This is a genomic window from Streptomyces zaomyceticus (assembly GCF_014656215.1).
GTDB classification, from domain to species: Bacteria; Actinomycetota; Actinomycetes; order Streptomycetales; family Streptomycetaceae; genus Streptomyces; species Streptomyces zaomyceticus.
This window is the reverse complement of the sequence record NZ_BNBZ01000001.1, coordinates 119306-136612: the sequence shown is the minus strand read 5'-3', so window position 1 is coordinate 136612 and position 17307 is coordinate 119306. Positions and strand designations below refer to the sequence as shown.

The 17307-nt window shown below is 71.7% G+C and carries 12 protein-coding genes; 5 read left to right on the top strand and 7 right to left on the bottom strand.

Going from position 1 to position 17307, the window contains the following annotated elements:
* The first annotated feature begins 262 nt into the window (after window positions 1–262).
* Complete coding sequence (locus tag IE311_RS00605; protein WP_189829499.1) at window positions 263–2086, top strand: hypothetical protein; 1824 nt, start codon at window positions 263–265, stop codon at window positions 2084–2086.
* 19 nt (window positions 2087–2105) lie between these two features.
* Here IE311_RS00605 and IE311_RS00600 read toward each other — a convergent pair whose 3' ends face one another.
* From IE311_RS00600 to IE311_RS00575, 6 genes are all read right to left on the bottom strand, one after another.
* On the bottom strand, window positions 2106–2804 hold the full coding sequence (locus tag IE311_RS00600) for an 8-oxoguanine DNA glycosylase OGG fold protein (RefSeq protein WP_189829498.1): 699 nt from the start codon (window positions 2802–2804) through the stop codon (window positions 2106–2108).
* A gap of 176 nt (window positions 2805–2980) precedes the next feature.
* On the bottom strand, window positions 2981–3289 hold the full coding sequence (locus IE311_RS00595) for a hypothetical protein (RefSeq protein WP_189829497.1): 309 nt from the start codon (window positions 3287–3289) through the stop codon (window positions 2981–2983).
* Between the two features lie 226 nt (window positions 3290–3515).
* Window positions 3516–4847, bottom strand: coding sequence for a chloride channel protein (locus IE311_RS00590; protein WP_189829496.1), 1332 nt, complete (start codon window positions 4845–4847; stop codon window positions 3516–3518).
* A gap of 218 nt (window positions 4848–5065) precedes the next feature.
* Window positions 5066–6490, bottom strand: coding sequence for a DUF2252 domain-containing protein (locus IE311_RS00585; RefSeq protein ID WP_189829495.1), 1425 nt, complete (start codon window positions 6488–6490; stop codon window positions 5066–5068).
* A 292-nt stretch (window positions 6491–6782) separates the two neighbouring features.
* Complete coding sequence (locus IE311_RS00580) at window positions 6783–8837, bottom strand: phosphocholine-specific phospholipase C (protein WP_189829494.1); 2055 nt, start codon at window positions 8835–8837, stop codon at window positions 6783–6785.
* Between the two features lie 232 nt (window positions 8838–9069).
* The gene (locus tag IE311_RS00575; RefSeq protein ID WP_189829493.1) at window positions 9070–9486 is read right to left on the bottom strand and encodes an organic hydroperoxide resistance protein; all 417 of its coding nucleotides are present in this window, start codon (window positions 9484–9486) and stop codon (window positions 9070–9072) included.
* Between the two features lie 115 nt (window positions 9487–9601).
* On the opposite strand from IE311_RS00575, the gene IE311_RS00570 reads away from it, so the two are divergent.
* From IE311_RS00570 to IE311_RS00555, 4 genes are all read left to right on the top strand, one after another.
* Window positions 9602–10084, top strand: coding sequence for a MarR family winged helix-turn-helix transcriptional regulator (locus IE311_RS00570; protein ID WP_189829492.1), 483 nt, complete (start codon window positions 9602–9604; stop codon window positions 10082–10084).
* Window positions 10085–10146: 62 nt separating this feature from the next.
* Complete coding sequence (locus tag IE311_RS00565; RefSeq protein WP_189829491.1) at window positions 10147–10593, top strand: GNAT family N-acetyltransferase; 447 nt, start codon at window positions 10147–10149, stop codon at window positions 10591–10593.
* A 104-nt stretch (window positions 10594–10697) separates the two neighbouring features.
* On the top strand, window positions 10698–11894 hold the full coding sequence (locus tag IE311_RS00560) for an MFS transporter (protein WP_189829907.1): 1197 nt from the start codon (window positions 10698–10700) through the stop codon (window positions 11892–11894).
* Window positions 11895–12049: 155 nt separating this feature from the next.
* A complete protein-coding gene (locus tag IE311_RS00555) occupies window positions 12050–15739 on the top strand; it encodes a S8 family serine peptidase (RefSeq protein WP_189829490.1) in 3690 nt (1229 codons plus the stop codon).
* 72 nt (window positions 15740–15811) lie between these two features.
* On the opposite strand, the gene IE311_RS00550 is transcribed toward IE311_RS00555, so the two are convergent.
* Window positions 15812–17233, bottom strand: a complete 1422-nt coding sequence (locus IE311_RS00550) for an acyl-CoA synthetase (RefSeq protein ID WP_373313733.1) — start codon at window positions 17231–17233, stop codon at window positions 15812–15814.
* Window positions 17234–17307: the final 74 nt, after the last annotated feature.

The window sequence follows — 17307 nt, the reverse complement described above, 5'->3', positions numbered from 1 at the left end:
TGGAGTGCCTCCTCGAGTCCCGCCGGTATCTGACGGCCGCGATCCCCTTCCTGAAGGGGAACAGTCGGGACGGAGTTTCGAGCATGGTCGAGGGCTACGAGGTCGAGGGCTACGAGCGCGGCCTTCCGCCCCTGAACCGAGACGGCCGGAGGGGAGGCGGCGCGGCCGAACGAGTTCGCGGGCCTCGGGGGACTGCCCCGACCCGAACCGGGGACCGGCACGCGCTGACAAGCCGGCTGCTGGTGGCCGGGAACAACCTGTTGTGTCCGCTGCGGTCATTAGGGTGCGGAGCGTGAGCGACGTTTCCAGGCCGCGACCGGCTGTCGATGATCTTGCCCCACTCGTTCCGGCGATCGTCCCCCTTGAAGGAGCCGATGAGGAGCTGGTGGCGATCGGGGAGCGGTACTGGGCGCTCGCCGGGTTCGCGCCCGAGCTCGGCACTCCCGTCTGGTGCGAGAAGGCCAAGGACATCGACACCGCCGGCTGGGGTCACCACATCTATGCCGTGGCCGCAGCCGGTGTACGAGCCGTGGTGGCCGGAAGGCTGTGTCCACAGTGCGGAGGTCCGCTCAGCTTGACTTCCCGAGCCGCCCTTCAGCAGGTTTGCGACGGGCGCGACCCCGCTTGCGCCGACTGCAATGAGTCGCTGACCGCCGCCGTGCGCGTCATCGTCGATCCTGCACGGAAGGCCAAGCGTGAAGCCGCCAGAGCAAGGGTTGAAGAGCGGAACGCCGTCGACTCCGCCCGCGCACGCTGGAAGCAGCTCCAGCGGGACGTCACGGCCGAGGAGTACGCCGCCGTCTTCCCCTCGAACGGGGAGGTGCCGGCCGCGGGGGTACGGGAGATGGTTGGCGCACTGGCACTGCTGCGGTACGCCCCGTCGACTTCTCCCATCACCGCGGCGGGTTCCTGGCCGGACCCGCTCCATCCGGACAGAGGGCAGATCGGCTCGCTTCTCGGAACGTTGATCCGGGCCGACCTCCTCAGGATCCATGCCTCCAGCCCCGCGACCGCGTTCGTCTGGCAGCCGGCGACTTTCGAAGAAGCCCTGCGCGAGGCCGAGGGCGATCTGGACGCCATTGGCACGCCCCGGCTGCCCGGCAGCTTCTACCCGCTGGCCGCCCACTACTACGCACCCCACGGTACGAGTGCGGGCAAGGCCGTCGAGGAGCTCGACGCTCATCTCATTGCCGCTCTGGCGCCCGCCGGGATGAACGAAGGCCGTCAAGAGGATCTGGTGGCCGTCGCCCGCGAGCTCATCGCCGAGGAGGCGCTCCGCTACTTCACCAACCGGCTGGATGACCTCAACCTCCCGGCCGTGCCTGAGAACCACGCTGCCAGGCTCACCGAAGCCGCTTACGGGGTGGCCGAGCACAGGCCGCTCGGAGAGATCTACAACCTTGTCTGGCGTGCCACCCGTGCGGCGGCGGAAGCCGCACAGAAGAACCCCCGGGCCCCCCGCGCCCACATGAGCACGTACGCCGTCAACCGGTTCGAGACCGATGCGCAGCGGGCGACCGCCGACGCCGACTGGGAGCTCAAGCCTTTCAACGCGATCACGGGGCAGGGTCCGGCAGCCATGACGAGGGCACTGTTCTACAACGTCCTCGCCAGCGACCCGATCGAGACAAGTCTTCCGCAGCTCAGGGAGGCGCTGCCCGAACCCGTCGTCGATCCGGGAGCAGCGGATTCCGCCCCGACAGGCGAGGGGGACGAGCTTGCTGCCATGGTCGCCTGGCTCAACTCCCGGCCCGATGACTGGGATCCGTACCTCGTTGCCGCCGGCCTCAGCATCCTCGCGGAACGACGCGAGGACTCCCCGCAGTGGCACTACGAGGGCAAGATCCTCGCGCGCGGAGCGGCGCAGCTTCTCCGGCTCCACGAGCGTCTCGCCCCGGCCGTCGGAGTGAGGGAAGCCGCCCTCGCCGTCTTCGCCGCCACGGCGATGCTCGTCCACCCCGTGACGATCGACGGCACGGAACTCTCCAGCGGCTCCTGGATCCTCGACAGGCTCCGCACGTTGTTCCCTACCGCCCCGGCCGCGCGGACCGGCGAAGGGGAACACGACGGGTCGGACGAGACCTGAGGACGACACCTTGCACGTGCTACGTGGTGCCAGCTCTGACCTGCTTACCTCGTTCGAACAGCTTCCGTTCCACCATGTCCGCTTCGACTCCGAACCGTTCGGCCCATGAGTGGGCCAGATCCAGATAGTTCGCGTACTTCTTCGAGTCCCATCGTTCGTCCGGAGCCCAGCTGTGAGGCGACAGCTCGTCGAGTGCCAACGCGACGTTGCTGTCGATGATCAGGGGCAACAGTCCGCCCGTGGGGTGACCGGCTGAAGCGAAGTACAGCAGCTTGCTGAAGAACGCCGGCCCAAGGTGCTTCACCCGAGCGTCTCGGTCGTTCAGCACCAGATAGGCGGCGACAGGGTCTCCGCGATCAATCTCGGTCGTAGCCGCGGTGATCCGATGATCCAGCCAATCGAGGTCGTTCTCGTGGAAAATCCGCACGCGGCGGGCGATCGACCGAGTGCTGGTTCCAGTGCCCCACACGAGAGTGGCGATCAGAAGATCTCGCCGTCCTTCCGGTGTCTCGGAGTGCTCGGCCATCCGGAACACCGTCTGGCGGTCCACGATCGGCCATCGCCCCGCGCGAGGCAGCGCGGACAAGGGCTTGGGCCACCACTGGTCGTTCGGCAGCCGAGTGGTCCACTGGTCGGGGTTGAACGGAATGGCCTGCTTCAGGATGTACGTGTCGCGATCCGGGAGCGGATCGCGAAACAAGTCATCCAGCTTGGTCATACTGTGTCGCGCCCTATGGGTGTCGCACTGCCGAATACCGCACCACCGGAGTGGCTCGGCGGCCCGCGGCTGGGTCTGGAGCCCCCCGGTCCGGCGGACCGGCGGGGGAGCCGGCGCTTGTGTCACCGGATGATGCCGGCCACTGACCGCGTCGGTAGCCGTCGTCCGGCGCCCCCTCACTCCTCATGCGGATTCAGGTGGGTCCAACGGTTCCCGCCCTGGTGCCGCATCTGCATGCCGGAGTAGGGCTGGCGGGGGCTCGGCGGAGTGGCCCGGTCCTCCCCGATGGTGGTCACCACGACCGCGCTGGGGTGCACCTCGTAGGTGACTGCCAGGCGGTGCCCGTCCTTGGACCTCCAAACTCCGTGCCTGTCGGCCTTCTGCGCGATCTCCAGCAGCGCCTTGCCGACGTCGGCCTTCCGCCCCCCGGGCAGGGCGCCGAACTGCACACGGGCGGCTTCGGCGAAGATCAAGTCTCGTATCACGCACTCTCCCGATACGCGAAGGACCCGCCTGTTACAGGCCCCTGGATGAACGTTAGTTGACGTCTCATCAGAAGTCAGCGGGATGCATACCCGATGTCCCGTGGAGAACTGGATTCAAGCCCAGGTGCTCGCTCTCGAAAAGACCGAGAACCACCCAGGGGCGCCCTCGAAGCAGAGGTCTGCGGTGGAGGGAGGCGCAGCGCGTCCGAGCTCCTTCGCGGGCGAGTCACTTCGAGGCCGCGTGCTTCGGCAGTAGTTCCGTCGTGACGAAGGCGATCACCGCCGCGAGGATCACGACCGGGATCATCGCGGTGCCGCCCAGGAGCAGGGAGACGAGGACCACGCTGCTGACGGGCAGCCGGAGGGTGGCGGCTGCCGCGGCGGCCATGCCCGCCGCCATGCCCGGCACGAGGCCCAGGCCGGGCAGCGGGGCCACCAGGACTCCGGCTGCGGCCCCCAGGAAGAGGGCGGGGAAGACGAGGCCGCCGCGCAGGCTGCCCAGGCAGAGGGCGTACGCGGTCCCCTTGAAGAGCAGGACGGCGACCAGCGCCCCCACTCCCCAGGCGTGCGGGTCGGTGGCCAGCTGCCCCAGGGTGGCCTGGCCCGACAGGGCGACCTCGGCGGGGCTGCGGCCGGTGATCAGGGCGTAGAGGGCCGCGCAGGCCGCCGCGGCCGCGGCGCACAGTACGGTGCGGCTCACCACGCCCGCGGAGACGAGGGCGGCGACGCGCCGGGCGGCCCCCAGGACCGGGTGCAGCAGGACGGCGACGGCGAGGGCGAAGGGAATCGCCCAGAGCACGTCCCCCACGTCCAGACGGGGGAGCGGCATGGGCAGATGGAGGCTCAGGGCCCCCGTCTCCAGTCCGGTCCAGTGCCCGATACCGGTGAAGACCAGGGCCCCGACGCCGCTGGAGAGCAGGGCGGGGAGCATGACCGCGAACAGCTGCGGTCCGCCTGCCCCCACCACCTCCATCAGGAGCACCGCGGCGACCAGCGGGTTGCCGAAGATCGCCGCGATGGCGGCCGCGGCGCCGGCCGCCCCCAGCAGCGCGGTGCTCTTGGGGGTCGCGGGAACGCGTGCGAGGTCGCGGAAGAGCAGGGCGAGACCGCCACCCAGGGCGATCAGCGGTGCCTCGGGTCCCAGCACGGCACCGAGGGGCAGGCTCGCGGCCGCGGCGAGCAGGACGCCCGGCAGCATGACCGGTGAGGCCCCGCCCGCGTGGAGGCCCGACGCGGGCACCTGCCCGCCCCGGCCGGGCAGGTGCGCGGCGACCAGTCCGACGACGACTCCCGCGATCGGGAGCAGGGGGAGCGGCCACCACCACGGCGGGGTGTCCCAGCCCAGGCCGTGCGGCAGATCCGCCCACACGAGGTGTTCCGTCTCGTGCAGTCCGACCAGGAACCAGAACGCGACGAGCGAGACCGGTACGCCGATGAGGGCGGAGAAGACGAGGGCCTTGAGATAGCCGGGGGCGAGGAGCAGGTCACGCAGCCGGTCCGCCTCCAGGGGCTGCTCCCCGCTGCCGGGGGCCGCGGGGTGGGTGTCGTTCTCCGCCATGGAAGGCCTTTCGCCGTGCGGCTCGGAGCCGGTGCGGGATCCCCGCGCCGGTGAGCGGCGCGAACCGGAGGTCGTGTCGGGCCGCGACCGCCCGTTCGCGGAGGGCCCGGCGGAACGGACTGCGTCCAGCGTGCGCCGCCCCGGAGCTCATCGCACTCGGGGCGGGTGCAGGCGGCCGGGCCGGTGCCCGGCGGTGACCGGGACGGCCCGCGCTCCGTTCAGGTGACGTCCTCGGCGGGCAGCCGGCCCGAGCGCACGGCGTCGACCAGGGCCCGGTGGTCCCGCTCGTTCTGGTCGGCGTAGGTCTCCGCGAAGCTCGTGAGCGCGCGGTCGAACGACGGGCCGCGGCCCAGGTACGCGGCGATCGCGATCCGGTCGCCGGACCGGGCGTGCGCGCGCGCCAGCGTCTGCCCGCACACGTCGCCGAAGGCCCTCATGCCCTTGGGGCGCATCCCCTCCGGGACGACGATGCCCTTCCAGTCGCGCAGCTGGCGCACGTAGAAGTCGCGCCGCCTGCCGTCGATCCCGTCCACGCGCTCCCAGCCGAGGAAGATGTCGCTGGTGGCCTGCATCAGCCGTTGGCCGGAGACGACGCGCTCGCCCTGGTTGCGGTAGGCGCTCGCGCCGACGTACGGGGCGAGTACGGAGGTGTCCGCCTCCTTGGCCTGGAGGAAGAGCGGGTCCTGGTCGTCCCGGCCGAGGAAGAGGAAGATCCAGCAGCGGGTGCCGACACTGCCGACTCCGACCACCTTGCGGGCGATGTCCGTCAGCCGGTAGTCCGCGAGGAGCGTGCGCCGGTCGGACGGCAGGGTGGTGGCGTACCGCTCGAACAGGTGGTGGAACCTGCTTTCGAGGGCGGTGCGCTGGAGGTCCGGCAGCAGATCGCCGATCGGCACGAGCAGTGGGGGGTCCGCCGCGATCACGGGCTTCCCGTCGACCGTCTCGGTGAGCCGGTCGAAGGCCTGGAGGCTGTCGCGGGTACGGGCCTTCGCCATGGCGCGGGCCAGATTCTTCTGCCCGCGCTTGCGGAGCAGGGTCGTACCCAGGGCTTCGAGGCGTTCCGCGTCGATCTTCGCGTACCAGACGTCGAGGGTGCGCATGCCCGCGAAGCGGATCATCGACTCGCGGTACGAGCGGACGGTCTCCTCGACGATGCGGGCGCGTTCGGCTTCGTCGAAGCCGTTCGCCCGGGCGGCGATGACGAAGCTCGTCGCCAGCCGTTTGACGTCCCACTCCCAGGGGCCGGGGAGCGTCTCGTCGAAGTCGTTGATGTCGAACATCAACTGCCGCTCCGGCGAGGCGAGGAGACGGAAGTTGAGCATGTGCGCGTCTCCGCACAGCTGGGCCGTGAGCCCCGAGCGGGGTGTTCCGGCCAGGTCGGAGGCCATGATCGCGGCGGCGCCGCGGTAGAAGCGGAACGGGGACTCCGTCATGCGGCCGTAGCGGATCGGGACGAGCTCGGGGACCCGTGTCGCCGACTGCGCCTCCAGGATCTTCAGCGGGTCGGGCCGGTCGGTGGGCGGCCGGTACTCGGCGTGGCCCGACCTCGGCGAGTGCCGCCGGGCCTTCCTGCCGAGCGCCGCACGTTCCTTCGGTGTGGCGTCGCGTGCCGAGCGCAGCGCCGTGGTGGCCTTCCGGGGCATCGGAACCCCTTCCTGCTCGGTCCTTCCGGAGGTGCCGGGACCGTCCGGTGCGGCCCGGGTGGTCACCTCGCGGCGTGCGTTCCCCCGGCGGGCGGGGCTCCGGGCCGTCGGTGGTCCGCTCGGGCCTTCTCGGTCCGTCGGGCCCGGGCGCCCCCTCCGATTATCACGGCCGACGGGGCGGGATGCTCGGCGGCGGACCACCGCCCCGCTCCCGCCCCGTCGCGACCGATGCCCGGGGGCCCGCACGCGCCGCGGGGACGCGTACGGGCCCCCGGGCGTTCCGCCGGGGTGGTCAGTACGTGAGGATGGCCGGGTCCGAGACGCTCGCCGTGCCCGTCTCCACGTGGCCGGCGAGGCGGCGGACGTAGTCCGTGCTCGCGGAGGACGTGACGGTGACGTCGTACCAGTGGTGGGCCGCGGAGACGTCGACGCTGTGGGTGACCGTGGCGCCCTTCGCGACGGTCAGCGTCTTCTGGCCGCCGCCGTAGGCGTTGACGAGGGTCACCGTCGCGGTCGTGCCGGCGTTGGTGAACGTCAGGTCCAGCGTGCCCGTGCCGGTGTTGTGGCGGGCCGCGACTTCGGGGACGGCGGTCTTGCCGGGGGAGCGGAAGCGGCGGACGAAGCCGTTGGGGCCGTGGACCGTGAGGTCGGTGAGGCCCTTCGAGTACGTGGTGTTCCAGGTGTCGGAGATCGAGGCGCCGGCCCCGGTCGTGTACGTCCAGGGCGCGTCGGTGCGGTTCGCCGAGGTCACGTAGAACTGGGCGCCCGCCGAGGGGCCGCCGCCGAAGGTGAGGCGGAACTTGCCCCCGGTGGTGTCCGCGGCGCCGTCCACGTACGGCGCGTACTTCAGGGGACGGGTGCGCTTGCCGCCCGGCTCCTGGCGGGGCATGGTGCCGGAGGCCGGGGCGGTGGCGAGGAAGTCGGGGTGACGGTCGCGGTCCGGCGGGTAGTAGCCGGCGGTCGAAGGCAGCGCCGCCGCCGAGGTGTCCGTCCGCGTGAAGTCGAAGGCGGAGGTCAGGTCGCCGCAGACGGCCCGCCGCCAGGGCGAGATCTGGGGCTCCTGGACCCCGAAGCGCTGCTCCATGAAGCGGATGACCGAGGTGTGGTCGAAGGTCTCGGAGCAGGTGTAGCCGCCCTTGGACCAGGGGGAGACGACCAGCATCGGGACGCGCGGGCCGAGGCCGTAAGGACCGGCGACGTAGCCGGCCTTCCCCGGGAAGTGGTCGAGCGCGGTCGCGACCGTGGACAGGCCCTGCGCCGTGGAGGCGGGGACGTACGGCGGGACGACGTGGTCGAAGAAGCCGTCGTTCTCGTCGTACGTGATGAACAGGGCGGTACGGGCCCACACGTCGGGGTTCGAGGTCAGCGCGTCGAGGACCTGCGAGATGTACCAGGCGCCGTAGTTCGCGGGCCAGTTGGAGTGCTCGGAGAAGGCCTCGGGGGCGGCTATCCAGGAGATCTTCGGCAGCCGGCCGCCCTGGACGTCGGCGCGCAGCCGGTCGAAGAAGCCCTCGCCGGCCTTGGCGTCGGTGCCCGTGCGGGCCTTGTCGAACAGCGGGTTGCCGGGCTGGGCGTTGCGGTAGGTGTTGAAGTACAGGAGCGAGTTGTCGCCGTAGTTGCCGCGGTAGGCGTCGTTGATCCAGCCCCATGATCCGGCGGCGTTCAGCCCGTCGCCGACGTCCTGGTAGATCTTCCAGGAGACCCCGGCCGCTTCGAGGCGCTCGGGGTAGGTCTTCCAGCCGTAGCCGGCCTCGGCGTTGTTGAGGACGGGTCCGCCGCCGGTGCCGTCGTTGCCGGTGTGGCCGGTCCACAGGTAGTAGCGGTTCGGGTCGGTCGAGCCGATGAACGAACAGTGGTAGGCGTCGCAGATCGTGAAGGCGTCGGCGAGCGCGTAGTGGAACGGGATGTCCTCGCGGGTGAGGTACGCCATCGTGGCCTTGCTCTTGGCCGGAACCCAGTTGTCGTACTTGCCCTTGTTGAAGGCGCTCTGGCCGCCCGCCCAGTCGTGGTTGAGGCCCTGGAGGAACTCCATGCCGAGCTTCGCGCTCTCCGGACGGAAGGGCAGCGTGACCTTGTTGCCGTCTGACTGGTTCCAGACCGACTTCCCGCTGGGGAGGGTGACCGGGCGGGGGTCGCCGAAGCCGCGGACTCCCTTGAGGGCTCCGAAATAGTGATCGAAGGAACGATTCTCCTGCATCAGGACGACAATGTGCTCGATGTCCTGGATCGTTCCTGTGGAGCCTTGCGCCGGGATGGCGGCGGCACGCGCGATGCTCTCCGAGAGCATCGTGAACGCGGCGGTGCCGCCCGCGAGTTGAAGGAACCGGCGGCGGTCGAGGTCGGCCATGGGGGAGTTCTCCTCCGGGTCGGTACGGGCACGGGTGGGGGTGCGCGTGCGTCGGCCGGCAGGCGGGACGACGGGCGCCCCAAGGAGAGCGCCCGTGAACCACCGCCCGGCGGCCGTTCCATGACTGCCCGTCGTACGGCAGGCGAATCCCTCGCGCCCGAACGGGAAAACCCACAAGCGAACACCCCCGGCGGTCGATGACCACCGGGGGCGTACGTGAAGCGACAGAAAACTACTCGACGACGAGGTCGACCTTGATGTTGCCGCGGGTCGCCTTGGAGTACGGGCAGAAGGCGTGGGTCTTCTCCAGGAGGGACTTGCCCGCCTCGCCCTGGAGGTGGTCCGGGAACTCGGCGCGCATGATCACCGCGAGGCCGAAGCCGCCGTCCGCGGGGTCCTTGCCGATGGAGACCTCGGCCGTGATCGACGCGTCGGAGATGTCGATCTTCTCCTGGCGGGCGACCAGGTTCATCGCGCTGGCGAAGCAGGCGGCGTACCCGGCGGCGAAGAGCTGCTCGGGGTTGGTGCCCTGACCGTTGCCGCCGAGGGCCTGGGGGTGGGCGAGGGGGAGGTCGATGTGGCCGTCGGAGCTGACGGCGCGGCCCTCGCGGCCGTTGGCGGTGGCGACAGCGGTGTAGATCGCGTCCATGGTTTCCGTTCCTGTCCTCGGGGTGCGTGTGCTGCGGTGGCTCTCTATTGATAGCGCACTATTCAGTTGTGCACAACTTAATCGCGTGTGAGGTGTCCTCGCGTATCCTGGAGTCATGGAGACGCTCGACACGGTTCCGGACGAGGACTTCCTCCGGCTCGACCACCAGATCTGCTTCTCGCTGCACGCGGCGACCCGCGCCTTCAACGGCGTCTACCGCGAGGCCCTCAAGGAGCTCGGGCTCACCTATCCCCAGTACCTCGTGATGCTGGTGCTCTGGGAGCACGGGGAACTGCCCGTCAAGGGGATCGGCGAGCGTCTCCGGCTCGACTCCGGAACCCTGTCGCCGCTGCTCAAGCGCCTGGAGGCGGGCGGATACGTCGAGCGGCGCCGCAGCCCCGAGGACGAGCGGTCCGTCACCGTCCGGCCCACCTCCGAGGGGACCGCCCTGAAGGAGAAGGCCCGGGGGGTGCCGCGCAGGATCGCCGCCGCCACCGGCCTCGACCTGGCCGACATCCGCGACCTGCGGGAACGGCTCGACGCCCTGGCCGTCCGGCTCGACGGCGTCGACCCGGACGAACTGAACGTCTGCCGCTAGGCCGCCTCCGCGTTCATCAAAACGTAAGGAGCGACATCCGTAATCGCCCCTATACTCGCCCCATGTCAGAGTTCACCGTCCGGCGTGCCACCGCCGACGATTCCAAGCGGCTCACCCGGCTCGTCCGGACCTCCCGTGCCTATCGGGGGGACTACGCCGCCATGGTCGAGGGGTACCAGGTCGGTGGCGCGTACATCGAGCACCATCCCGTCTTCGTCGCCGTCGACGGCGACGACCGCGTGCTCGGGTTCTACGCCCTCCTCGTCGACGACGCCGAGCTCGACCTCGCCTTCGTCGCCGACAGCGCCCAGGGGCGCGGCATCGGACGGCTGCTCATGGAGCACATGACCGGACAGGCCGAGGCCGCCGGGCTGCGCACCGTGCGGGTCGTCGCGCACCCTCCCGCCGAGGAGTTCTATCTGCGCACCGGCGCCGTCCGGACCGGAACCGTCCCGCCCACCGGCCACATCCACTGGGACCGCCCCGAGCTCCGGTACGACATCGCGTGACCGCCACCCAGCCGCAGCCGCGGCCCGAGCCCCCGTCCCGGCCGCAGGCCGAGCCGCCGCCCGAGGCGCAGGACCGCCGCAGGCTCTTCGCCGATCTCACCCCGCTGAGGACCTCGGCGCACTACCGCCGCCTCTGGTTCGGGAGCACCGTCTCCTGGGTCGGCCAGGGCATGACGGCCCTCGCCGTCTCCCTCCAGGTGTACGACATCACCGGCTCGCCGTTCTCCGTCGGGCTCGTCGGCCTGTTCTCGCTCGTGCCGCTCGTCGTGTTCGGGCTGTACGGCGGCGCCATCGCCGACACCGTCGACCGCCGCAAGCTCGGGCTCTTCAGCGCCTGCGGCTCCGCCGTGCTGTCGATCGCGCTGGCCGCCGCCGCGTTCGCGGGCTTCCACCGGGTCTGGTTCCTGTACGGGATCGTCGCCCTCCAGGCCGTGTGCGCCGCGCTCAACTCGCCCGCCCGCACCTCGATGATCCCCCGGCTCCTGCCGCCCGAGCAGCTGCGCGCCGCCAACGCGCTGAACTCGATGGTCATGACCTTCGGCACCCTCGTCGGGCCCAGCCTCGGCGGCCTGATCGTCGGCCTCGCCGGCTACCAGACCGCGTACCTCGTCGACGCCGTCGCCTTCTCCGCGAGCCTCTACGCGATGTGGCGGCTGCCGTCCATGCTCCCGGACCGGAAGGGCGACAAGCGCGCCTCCGTCCTCGACGGGCTGCGCTTCCTCGCCACCCGCCCCAACCTGCGCATGACGTTCTTCTCGGACTTCTGCGCGATGATCCTCGCCCACCCCCGCGCCCTGTTCCCGGCCGTCGCCGTCCTCTGGTACGGCGGCGACGCGAAGACCACCGGACTCCTCGTCGCCGCGCCCGCGTTCGGCGCGCTCCTCGGCGGGGTGCTCTCCGGCTGGCAGGGTCGTATCCGCCACCACGGGCAGGCGATCCTGATCGCCGTGGCCTGCTGGGGCACCGCGATCGCCGTCTTCGGACTCACCCGGAACCTCTGGCTGGGGCTGCTCCTGCTCGCCCTCGCCGGCTACTCCGACACCGTCTCGATGATCTTCCGGAACACGATGATGCAGGTCGCCGCGCCGGACGAGATGCGGGGCCGGCTCCAGGGCGTCTTCATCGTGGTGGTCGCGGGCGGGCCCCGGCTCGGGGACTTCCTCGCGGGCTCGGTGGCCGATCTGACCTCGCCCGCCGTGGCGGTCACGGGCGGCGGAATCGCCTGTGTCCTCGCGGTCGGTGTCCTCGCCCTGTACGGGCGCAATTTCCGCCGTTACGACGCCCTCGACCCGACTCCGTGAGCAATTCTCCCCGAACGGACCGTCCTGTTCTGGCGGTTGGCCGCCACGGCGCATAACCGCCAGGAGCAAGGGGCGTCAACCACCCCTCCCAGGGCCAAGACTCCTCGCGGCACCCGGAAACACCCCCGACCCCGGGTCCGCGAGGAGTTCGCACGATGACGTCGAGGACCACGCCCTTCGACAGAGGAAGGGCCGCGCTGATCGCCGCGGGCATCTCCCTCGTGATGCTCTCGGCCGGGCAGACCGCCGCCGCCGGGACCACCACCGCCTCCCCCGTACCGGACACCTTCAAGGGGGCGGCGGCGAGCACCACCGTCACCCTCGTCACCGGCGACCGCGTCACTCTCACCGACCTCGGCGGCGGGCGGCAGACCGTCACCGTCGACCGGGCCGAGGGCGCCACCGGCGCGATACGCAGCCAGATCGCGAACGGCCGGGTCACCGTCATCCCCGACGAGGCCCGCCCCTACCTGGCCTCCGGCGCGCTCGACCCGCGCCTCTTCGACGTCACCGGCCTCGTCGAGCAGGGCGTCACCGGGGAGTTGCCGCTGATCGTCACCTACGGCGGCAAGGGCGCCCGTACCGCCGCGGCGACCCCGCGCGGTGCCGAGACCGTCCGCGCGCTGCCCAGCATCGGCGGCGCCGCCGTCACGGCGACCGACCCCGCCGCCTTCTGGAACGGCTTCACCGCCGCCCCGAACGCGCGGGCCGCCGCCCCCGCCAAGGTCTGGCTCGACGGCCGGGTCAAGGCCGCCATGGCCGAGTCCAACGAGCAGATCGGCACCCCGAAGGCCTGGGAGGCCGGGCTCACCGGCAAGGGCGTGAAGGTCGCCGTCCTCGACACCGGCGCCGACCTCGCCCACCCCGACCTCGCGGGCCGGGTCACCGAGTCCAAGTCGTTCATCGCCGGCCAGGAGGTCGCCGACCGCAACGGCCACGGCACGCACGTGGCCTCCACCGTCGGCGGCAGCGGCGCCGGTTCGGACGGCAAGGAGAAGGGCGTCGCCCCCGGCGCCACCCTCGCCGTCGGCAAGGTCCTCAGCGACGAGGGCTCCGGCTCCGAGTCGGAGATCATCGCCGGCATGGAGTGGGCCGCCAAGGACATCGACGCGAAGATCGTGTCGATGAGCCTCGGCTCCCGCGAACCGAGCGACGGCACCGACCCGATGGCCCAGGCCGTCAACACGCTCACCGCCGAGACCGGCGCCCTCTTCGTCATCGCCGCCGGAAACTCCGGTGCCCCCGGCTCCATCGGCTCGCCCGGCGCCGCGGACTCCGCGCTCACCGTCGGCGCCGTCGACTCCGCCGACGAGGCCGCCTACTTCACGAGCCAGGGCCCCCGCTACGGCGACCAGGCCCTCAAGCCCGACCTCTCGGCGCCCGGCGTGGACATCCTCGCCGCCCGCTCCCAGCTGGTCGCCGGCAGCGGCCTCTACACCTCCATGAGCGGTACGTCGATGGCGACCCCGCACATCGCCGGCGTCGCCGCCCTGCTCGCCGAGCGGCACCCCGACTGGACCGGCGCCCAGCTCAAGAACGCGCTGATGTCCTCGTCGAAGACGCTCGACGCCTCCTCGTACGCGCTCGGCTCCGGCCGGGTCGACGTGGCCGCCGCGATCGCCGCGAACGTCACCGCCACCGGCTCCGCCGACCTCGGCTTCTTCGGCTGGCCGTACGAGTCGAACAAGCCGGTCACCAGGACCGTCACGTACACCAACTCCTCCGACGCCCCCGTCGAGCTGAACCTCGCCGTCGAGGGCGTGCCGGCCGGTGTCGCCACCCTCGCCGACACCACCCTCACCGTCCCGGCCCACGGCTCCGCGAGCACCACCGTCACCGGTGACGGCTCCAAGGCCCCCGTCGGCCAGTCCTCCGGCCGGGTCACCGCGAGCGCCGCCGGAACCGCCGTCGCGCACACCGCCCTCGGCCTGGTGAAGGAGGAGGAGCGCTACACCCTCACGGTCCACGTCAAGGACCGCGACGGCGCCCCCACCGCCGCCCACCTCGGGGTGCAGCAGCTCGTCGAGGGCGTCGACCCCTTCCCGGCCGCGGTCGGCGAGTCCGGCACCCTCGAACTCCGCCTCAAGCCCGGCACGTACACCGTCGACAGCTTCCTCGACGTGCGCGGCTCCCACGGCGAGGACTCCCTCGGCCTCGGCTTCCTCACCGAGCCGGAGATCACCCTCGACCGCGACCGGGAGATCACCCTCGACGGACGGCAGCTGCGCGAGATCCGCGCCGAGGTCGAGAAGCGGACCGAGACCCGGCAGCTCCTCATGGAGTTCGACCGGAAGGCGAACGGCGCCTCCTACGGCGGTGCCGTCCAGGTCCCGCCCATGTACGACTCGATCTTCGCGGCGCCCACCCGCAAGCCCGCCACCGGCACCTTCGAGTACCGGACCGTCTGGCGCCTCGGCAAGCCGATGCTGGAGGCGAGCGTCGACGGCACCCGCCTCTCCGGCGTCACCCCGCAGGCCGGCGCCACCCTCCTGGAGGGCGGCCACCGACTCGGTCTCGTCGACGCGGGCACCGGAACCCCCGCCGAGTACGAGGGCAGGAACGTCACCGGCAAGGCCGTCCTCGTCCGCCTGACCGCCGGCGCAGACCCGAAGCAGCTCGCGCAGACCGCCCAGGACGCCGGTGCCAAGGCCCTGTTCGTCACCGACGACCAGCCCGGCCGGCTGATGAAGTTCTTCGGCACCGCCGACTACGAGGACCGGCCGCTCGCCGTCGCCACCCTCAACACCGCCGACGCCCGGCGCCTCGCCGCCGGCGCCGCCCGCGGCAAGCGCGTCGACCTGACCGGCACCCGCTTCACCCCGTTCACGTACGACCTCTCCGAGGGACACCCGGGCGCCATCGGCAAGGACCTGGTCTTCCGTCCCGACGAGGACGAACTGGCCACGATCCGCTCCACCTACTCCATGCCCACCAAGCGCAAGGAGCTCGGCGGCGAGTTCCGCTACTCGATCACCGACACCTTCCGGATCGGCTTCGGCTTCAAGGAGTGGATCTCCTTCCCGACCGAGCGCACCGAGTACGTCTCCACCGGCACCGGCCAGCGCTGGCACGAGTCCGTGGACCTCGGCGAATCCCTGGAGCAGCGCGGCGGCCAGTCCGTCTACCGCGGCGGCAGCACCGTGAAGCTCGACTGGTTCGGCCCCGTCTGGCACCCCTGGCTGGGCACCGGCCTCGGCTGGGGCCAGCAGCGGGTCGGCAACGACCTGCGCTTCAACACCCCCGGCTGGGGCGACTCCGGCACCGACCACACCGGCTTCGGCAACGTGTGGGGCGACGACTCGATGACCCAGTTCACCGAGGTGTACGTCAACGGGACCCGCGTCGACCGCAAGATGAGCTCCGGCGCCTACGCCTGGGACGCGCCGGCCGAGGAGGCCACCTACAAGGTCGTCACCGACACCACGCTCGACCCGGCGCGCTGGCGGCTCGCGGGCAAGGGCCACAGCGAGTGGACCTTCCGCTCCGCCGAGACCCCGAGCGACCGGATCACCTACCTGCCGATGCTCAACCTCGGCTTCGACGTGGACACCGACCTCAACGGTGACGTCCGCGCCGGACACAAGCTGTCCGTCGGGATCTTCGCCGAGTACGTGAAGGGCGCCACCGGCACCGGCACCATCACCGGCGGCACCCTGGAGGTCTCCTACGACGAGGGCAAGACCTGGAAGAGCGTCACCCTCAGGAAGGACCGGCACGGCGCCGCCTGGAACGGCGAGCTGCGCGTCCCGTCCGGTGCGGGCTCCGTCTCGCTGCGGGCCGGTGCGAGCGACGACCGCGGCGGCTCGGTGAAGCAGGAACTGATCCGCGCGGTGGGCGTGAAGTAGCCGGCGTCACCGCTCCGGACACGGGCCGGGCCCCCTTCCGCTACTCGCGGGAGGGGGCCCGGCCCCGTTCGCTCAGCCTCCCGCCGGCAGCGCCTTCTTGAGGACCTTGCCCATGTCGTTGCGGGGGAGCGCGTCGAGAAGGCGGACCACCCGGGGCCGCTTGTGCGGGGCGAGCTGGCCCGCCACATGGCCGGCCAGCTCCTCCGCCGTCGGAGGCCTCGAAGCGTCCTCCGGAACCACCCAGGCCACGATCCGCTCGCCGAGGTCCGGGTCGGGCTCTCCGGTGACGGCCGCCTCCCGCACCCCGGGATGGTCGAGGAGAGCGTTCTCGATCTCGCCCGCGCCGATCTTGTAGCCGCCGCTCTTGATCAGATCGGTCGCCTTCCGGCCCACCAGCCGCACCGCGCCGTCCGCCTCCCTGACCGCCATGTCGCCGGTGCGGAACCAGTCGCCGTCGAAGGCCTCCGCCGTCGCGTCGGGCCGGTTCAGGTAGCCGGAGAACAGATTCGGGCCGCGCACCTGCACCTCGCCGACCGTCTCCCCGTCGAGCTCCTCCAGGACCGAGCCGTCCTCGTCGACCAGCCGCAGGTCCACGCCCGCGAGCGGCGGACCGACGGTCCCGGGGCGCGGTGCGCCGCCCGGCAGGACGCTGGTGTTCATGAGCGTCTCCGTCATCCCGTACCGCTCGACGACCGTCCGGCCCGTCGCCGCCGCGATCCGCTCGTGGTCGTGGACCGGCAGCGCCGCCGAACCCGACACGAGAAGCCGGGCCCCGGCCAACGCCCCGGCCAGGTCGGCGTCCTCGGCGAGCGCGTCCGCGAGCCGGTGGTACATGGTCGGTACGCCGAACAGCATCGTGCCGCCGCCGCCCAGCTCCCGCGCCACGCCCTCCACCGAGAACGCGCCCAGGTGCCGGACCTCGCCGCCCCGCCGCAGCGGCCCCAGGACACCGAGGATCAGCCCGTGCACATGGAACAGCGGCAGCGCGTGTACGAGGACGTCGTCCGACGTCCACGACCAGGCCCCGGCGAGCGCGTCGAGCGAGGCGGCGATCGCCCGCCGGGACAGCAGCACGCCCTTCGGCGGACCCGTGGTGCCGGAGGTGTAGACGATCAGGGCGGGGGACTCGGCGTCGGCGGACTCCGTCACCGCCGGGCCGGTCGCGGCGAGGTCCACATCGATCCGGGTGAGCCCCGAGAGCCCGGCGGGCAGGACGTCCTCGGGGCCCGCGAGCACCGCGGTGGGCTTGCTGTCGTCGAGGATGTGCGCCAGCTCGCGCTCCCCGGTCCGCGGATTGAGCGGTACGGCGGGCACGCCCGCCAGCAGCGCCCCGACCACCGCGACGGCCGTGTGCGCGGTCGGGGTGGCCCAGACGGCGACCCGACCGGCGCCCCCGACCCGCCCGGCCAGGGCTCCGGCGGCCCGTGCCAGCCGGTCGTAGGTGAGGGCGTGGGGGCCGCAGCGGAGGGCGGGACGGTCGGAAGGACCGATCATTGCGGGAAAGAGCACGGGCACCGGTGGTACTCCTCGGGGTCGGGGGTCTACCACCCCGCATTGTGCCGCCGCGC

Coding starts and splice junctions, on each gene's coding strand:
- IE311_RS00600 (WP_189829498.1), bottom strand. CDS start 2,804: ATGACCAAGCTGGATGACTTGTTTCGCGATCCGCTCCCGGATCGCGAC.
- IE311_RS00590 (WP_189829496.1), bottom strand. CDS start 4,847: ATGGCGGAGAACGACACCCACCCCGCGGCCCCCGGCAGCGGGGAGCAG.
- IE311_RS00585 (WP_189829495.1), bottom strand. CDS start 6,490: ATGCCCCGGAAGGCCACCACGGCGCTGCGCTCGGCACGCGACGCCACA.
- IE311_RS00580 (WP_189829494.1), bottom strand. CDS start 8,837: ATGGCCGACCTCGACCGCCGCCGGTTCCTTCAACTCGCGGGCGGCACC.
- IE311_RS00575 (WP_189829493.1), bottom strand. CDS start 9,486: ATGGACGCGATCTACACCGCTGTCGCCACCGCCAACGGCCGCGAGGGC.
- IE311_RS00570 (WP_189829492.1), top strand. CDS start 9,602: ATGGAGACGCTCGACACGGTTCCGGACGAGGACTTCCTCCGGCTCGAC.
- IE311_RS00565 (WP_189829491.1), top strand. CDS start 10,147: ATGTCAGAGTTCACCGTCCGGCGTGCCACCGCCGACGATTCCAAGCGG.
- IE311_RS00555 (WP_189829490.1), top strand. CDS start 12,050: ATGACGTCGAGGACCACGCCCTTCGACAGAGGAAGGGCCGCGCTGATC.
- IE311_RS00550 (WP_373313733.1), bottom strand. CDS start 17,233: ATGATCGGTCCTTCCGACCGTCCCGCCCTCCGCTGCGGCCCCCACGCC.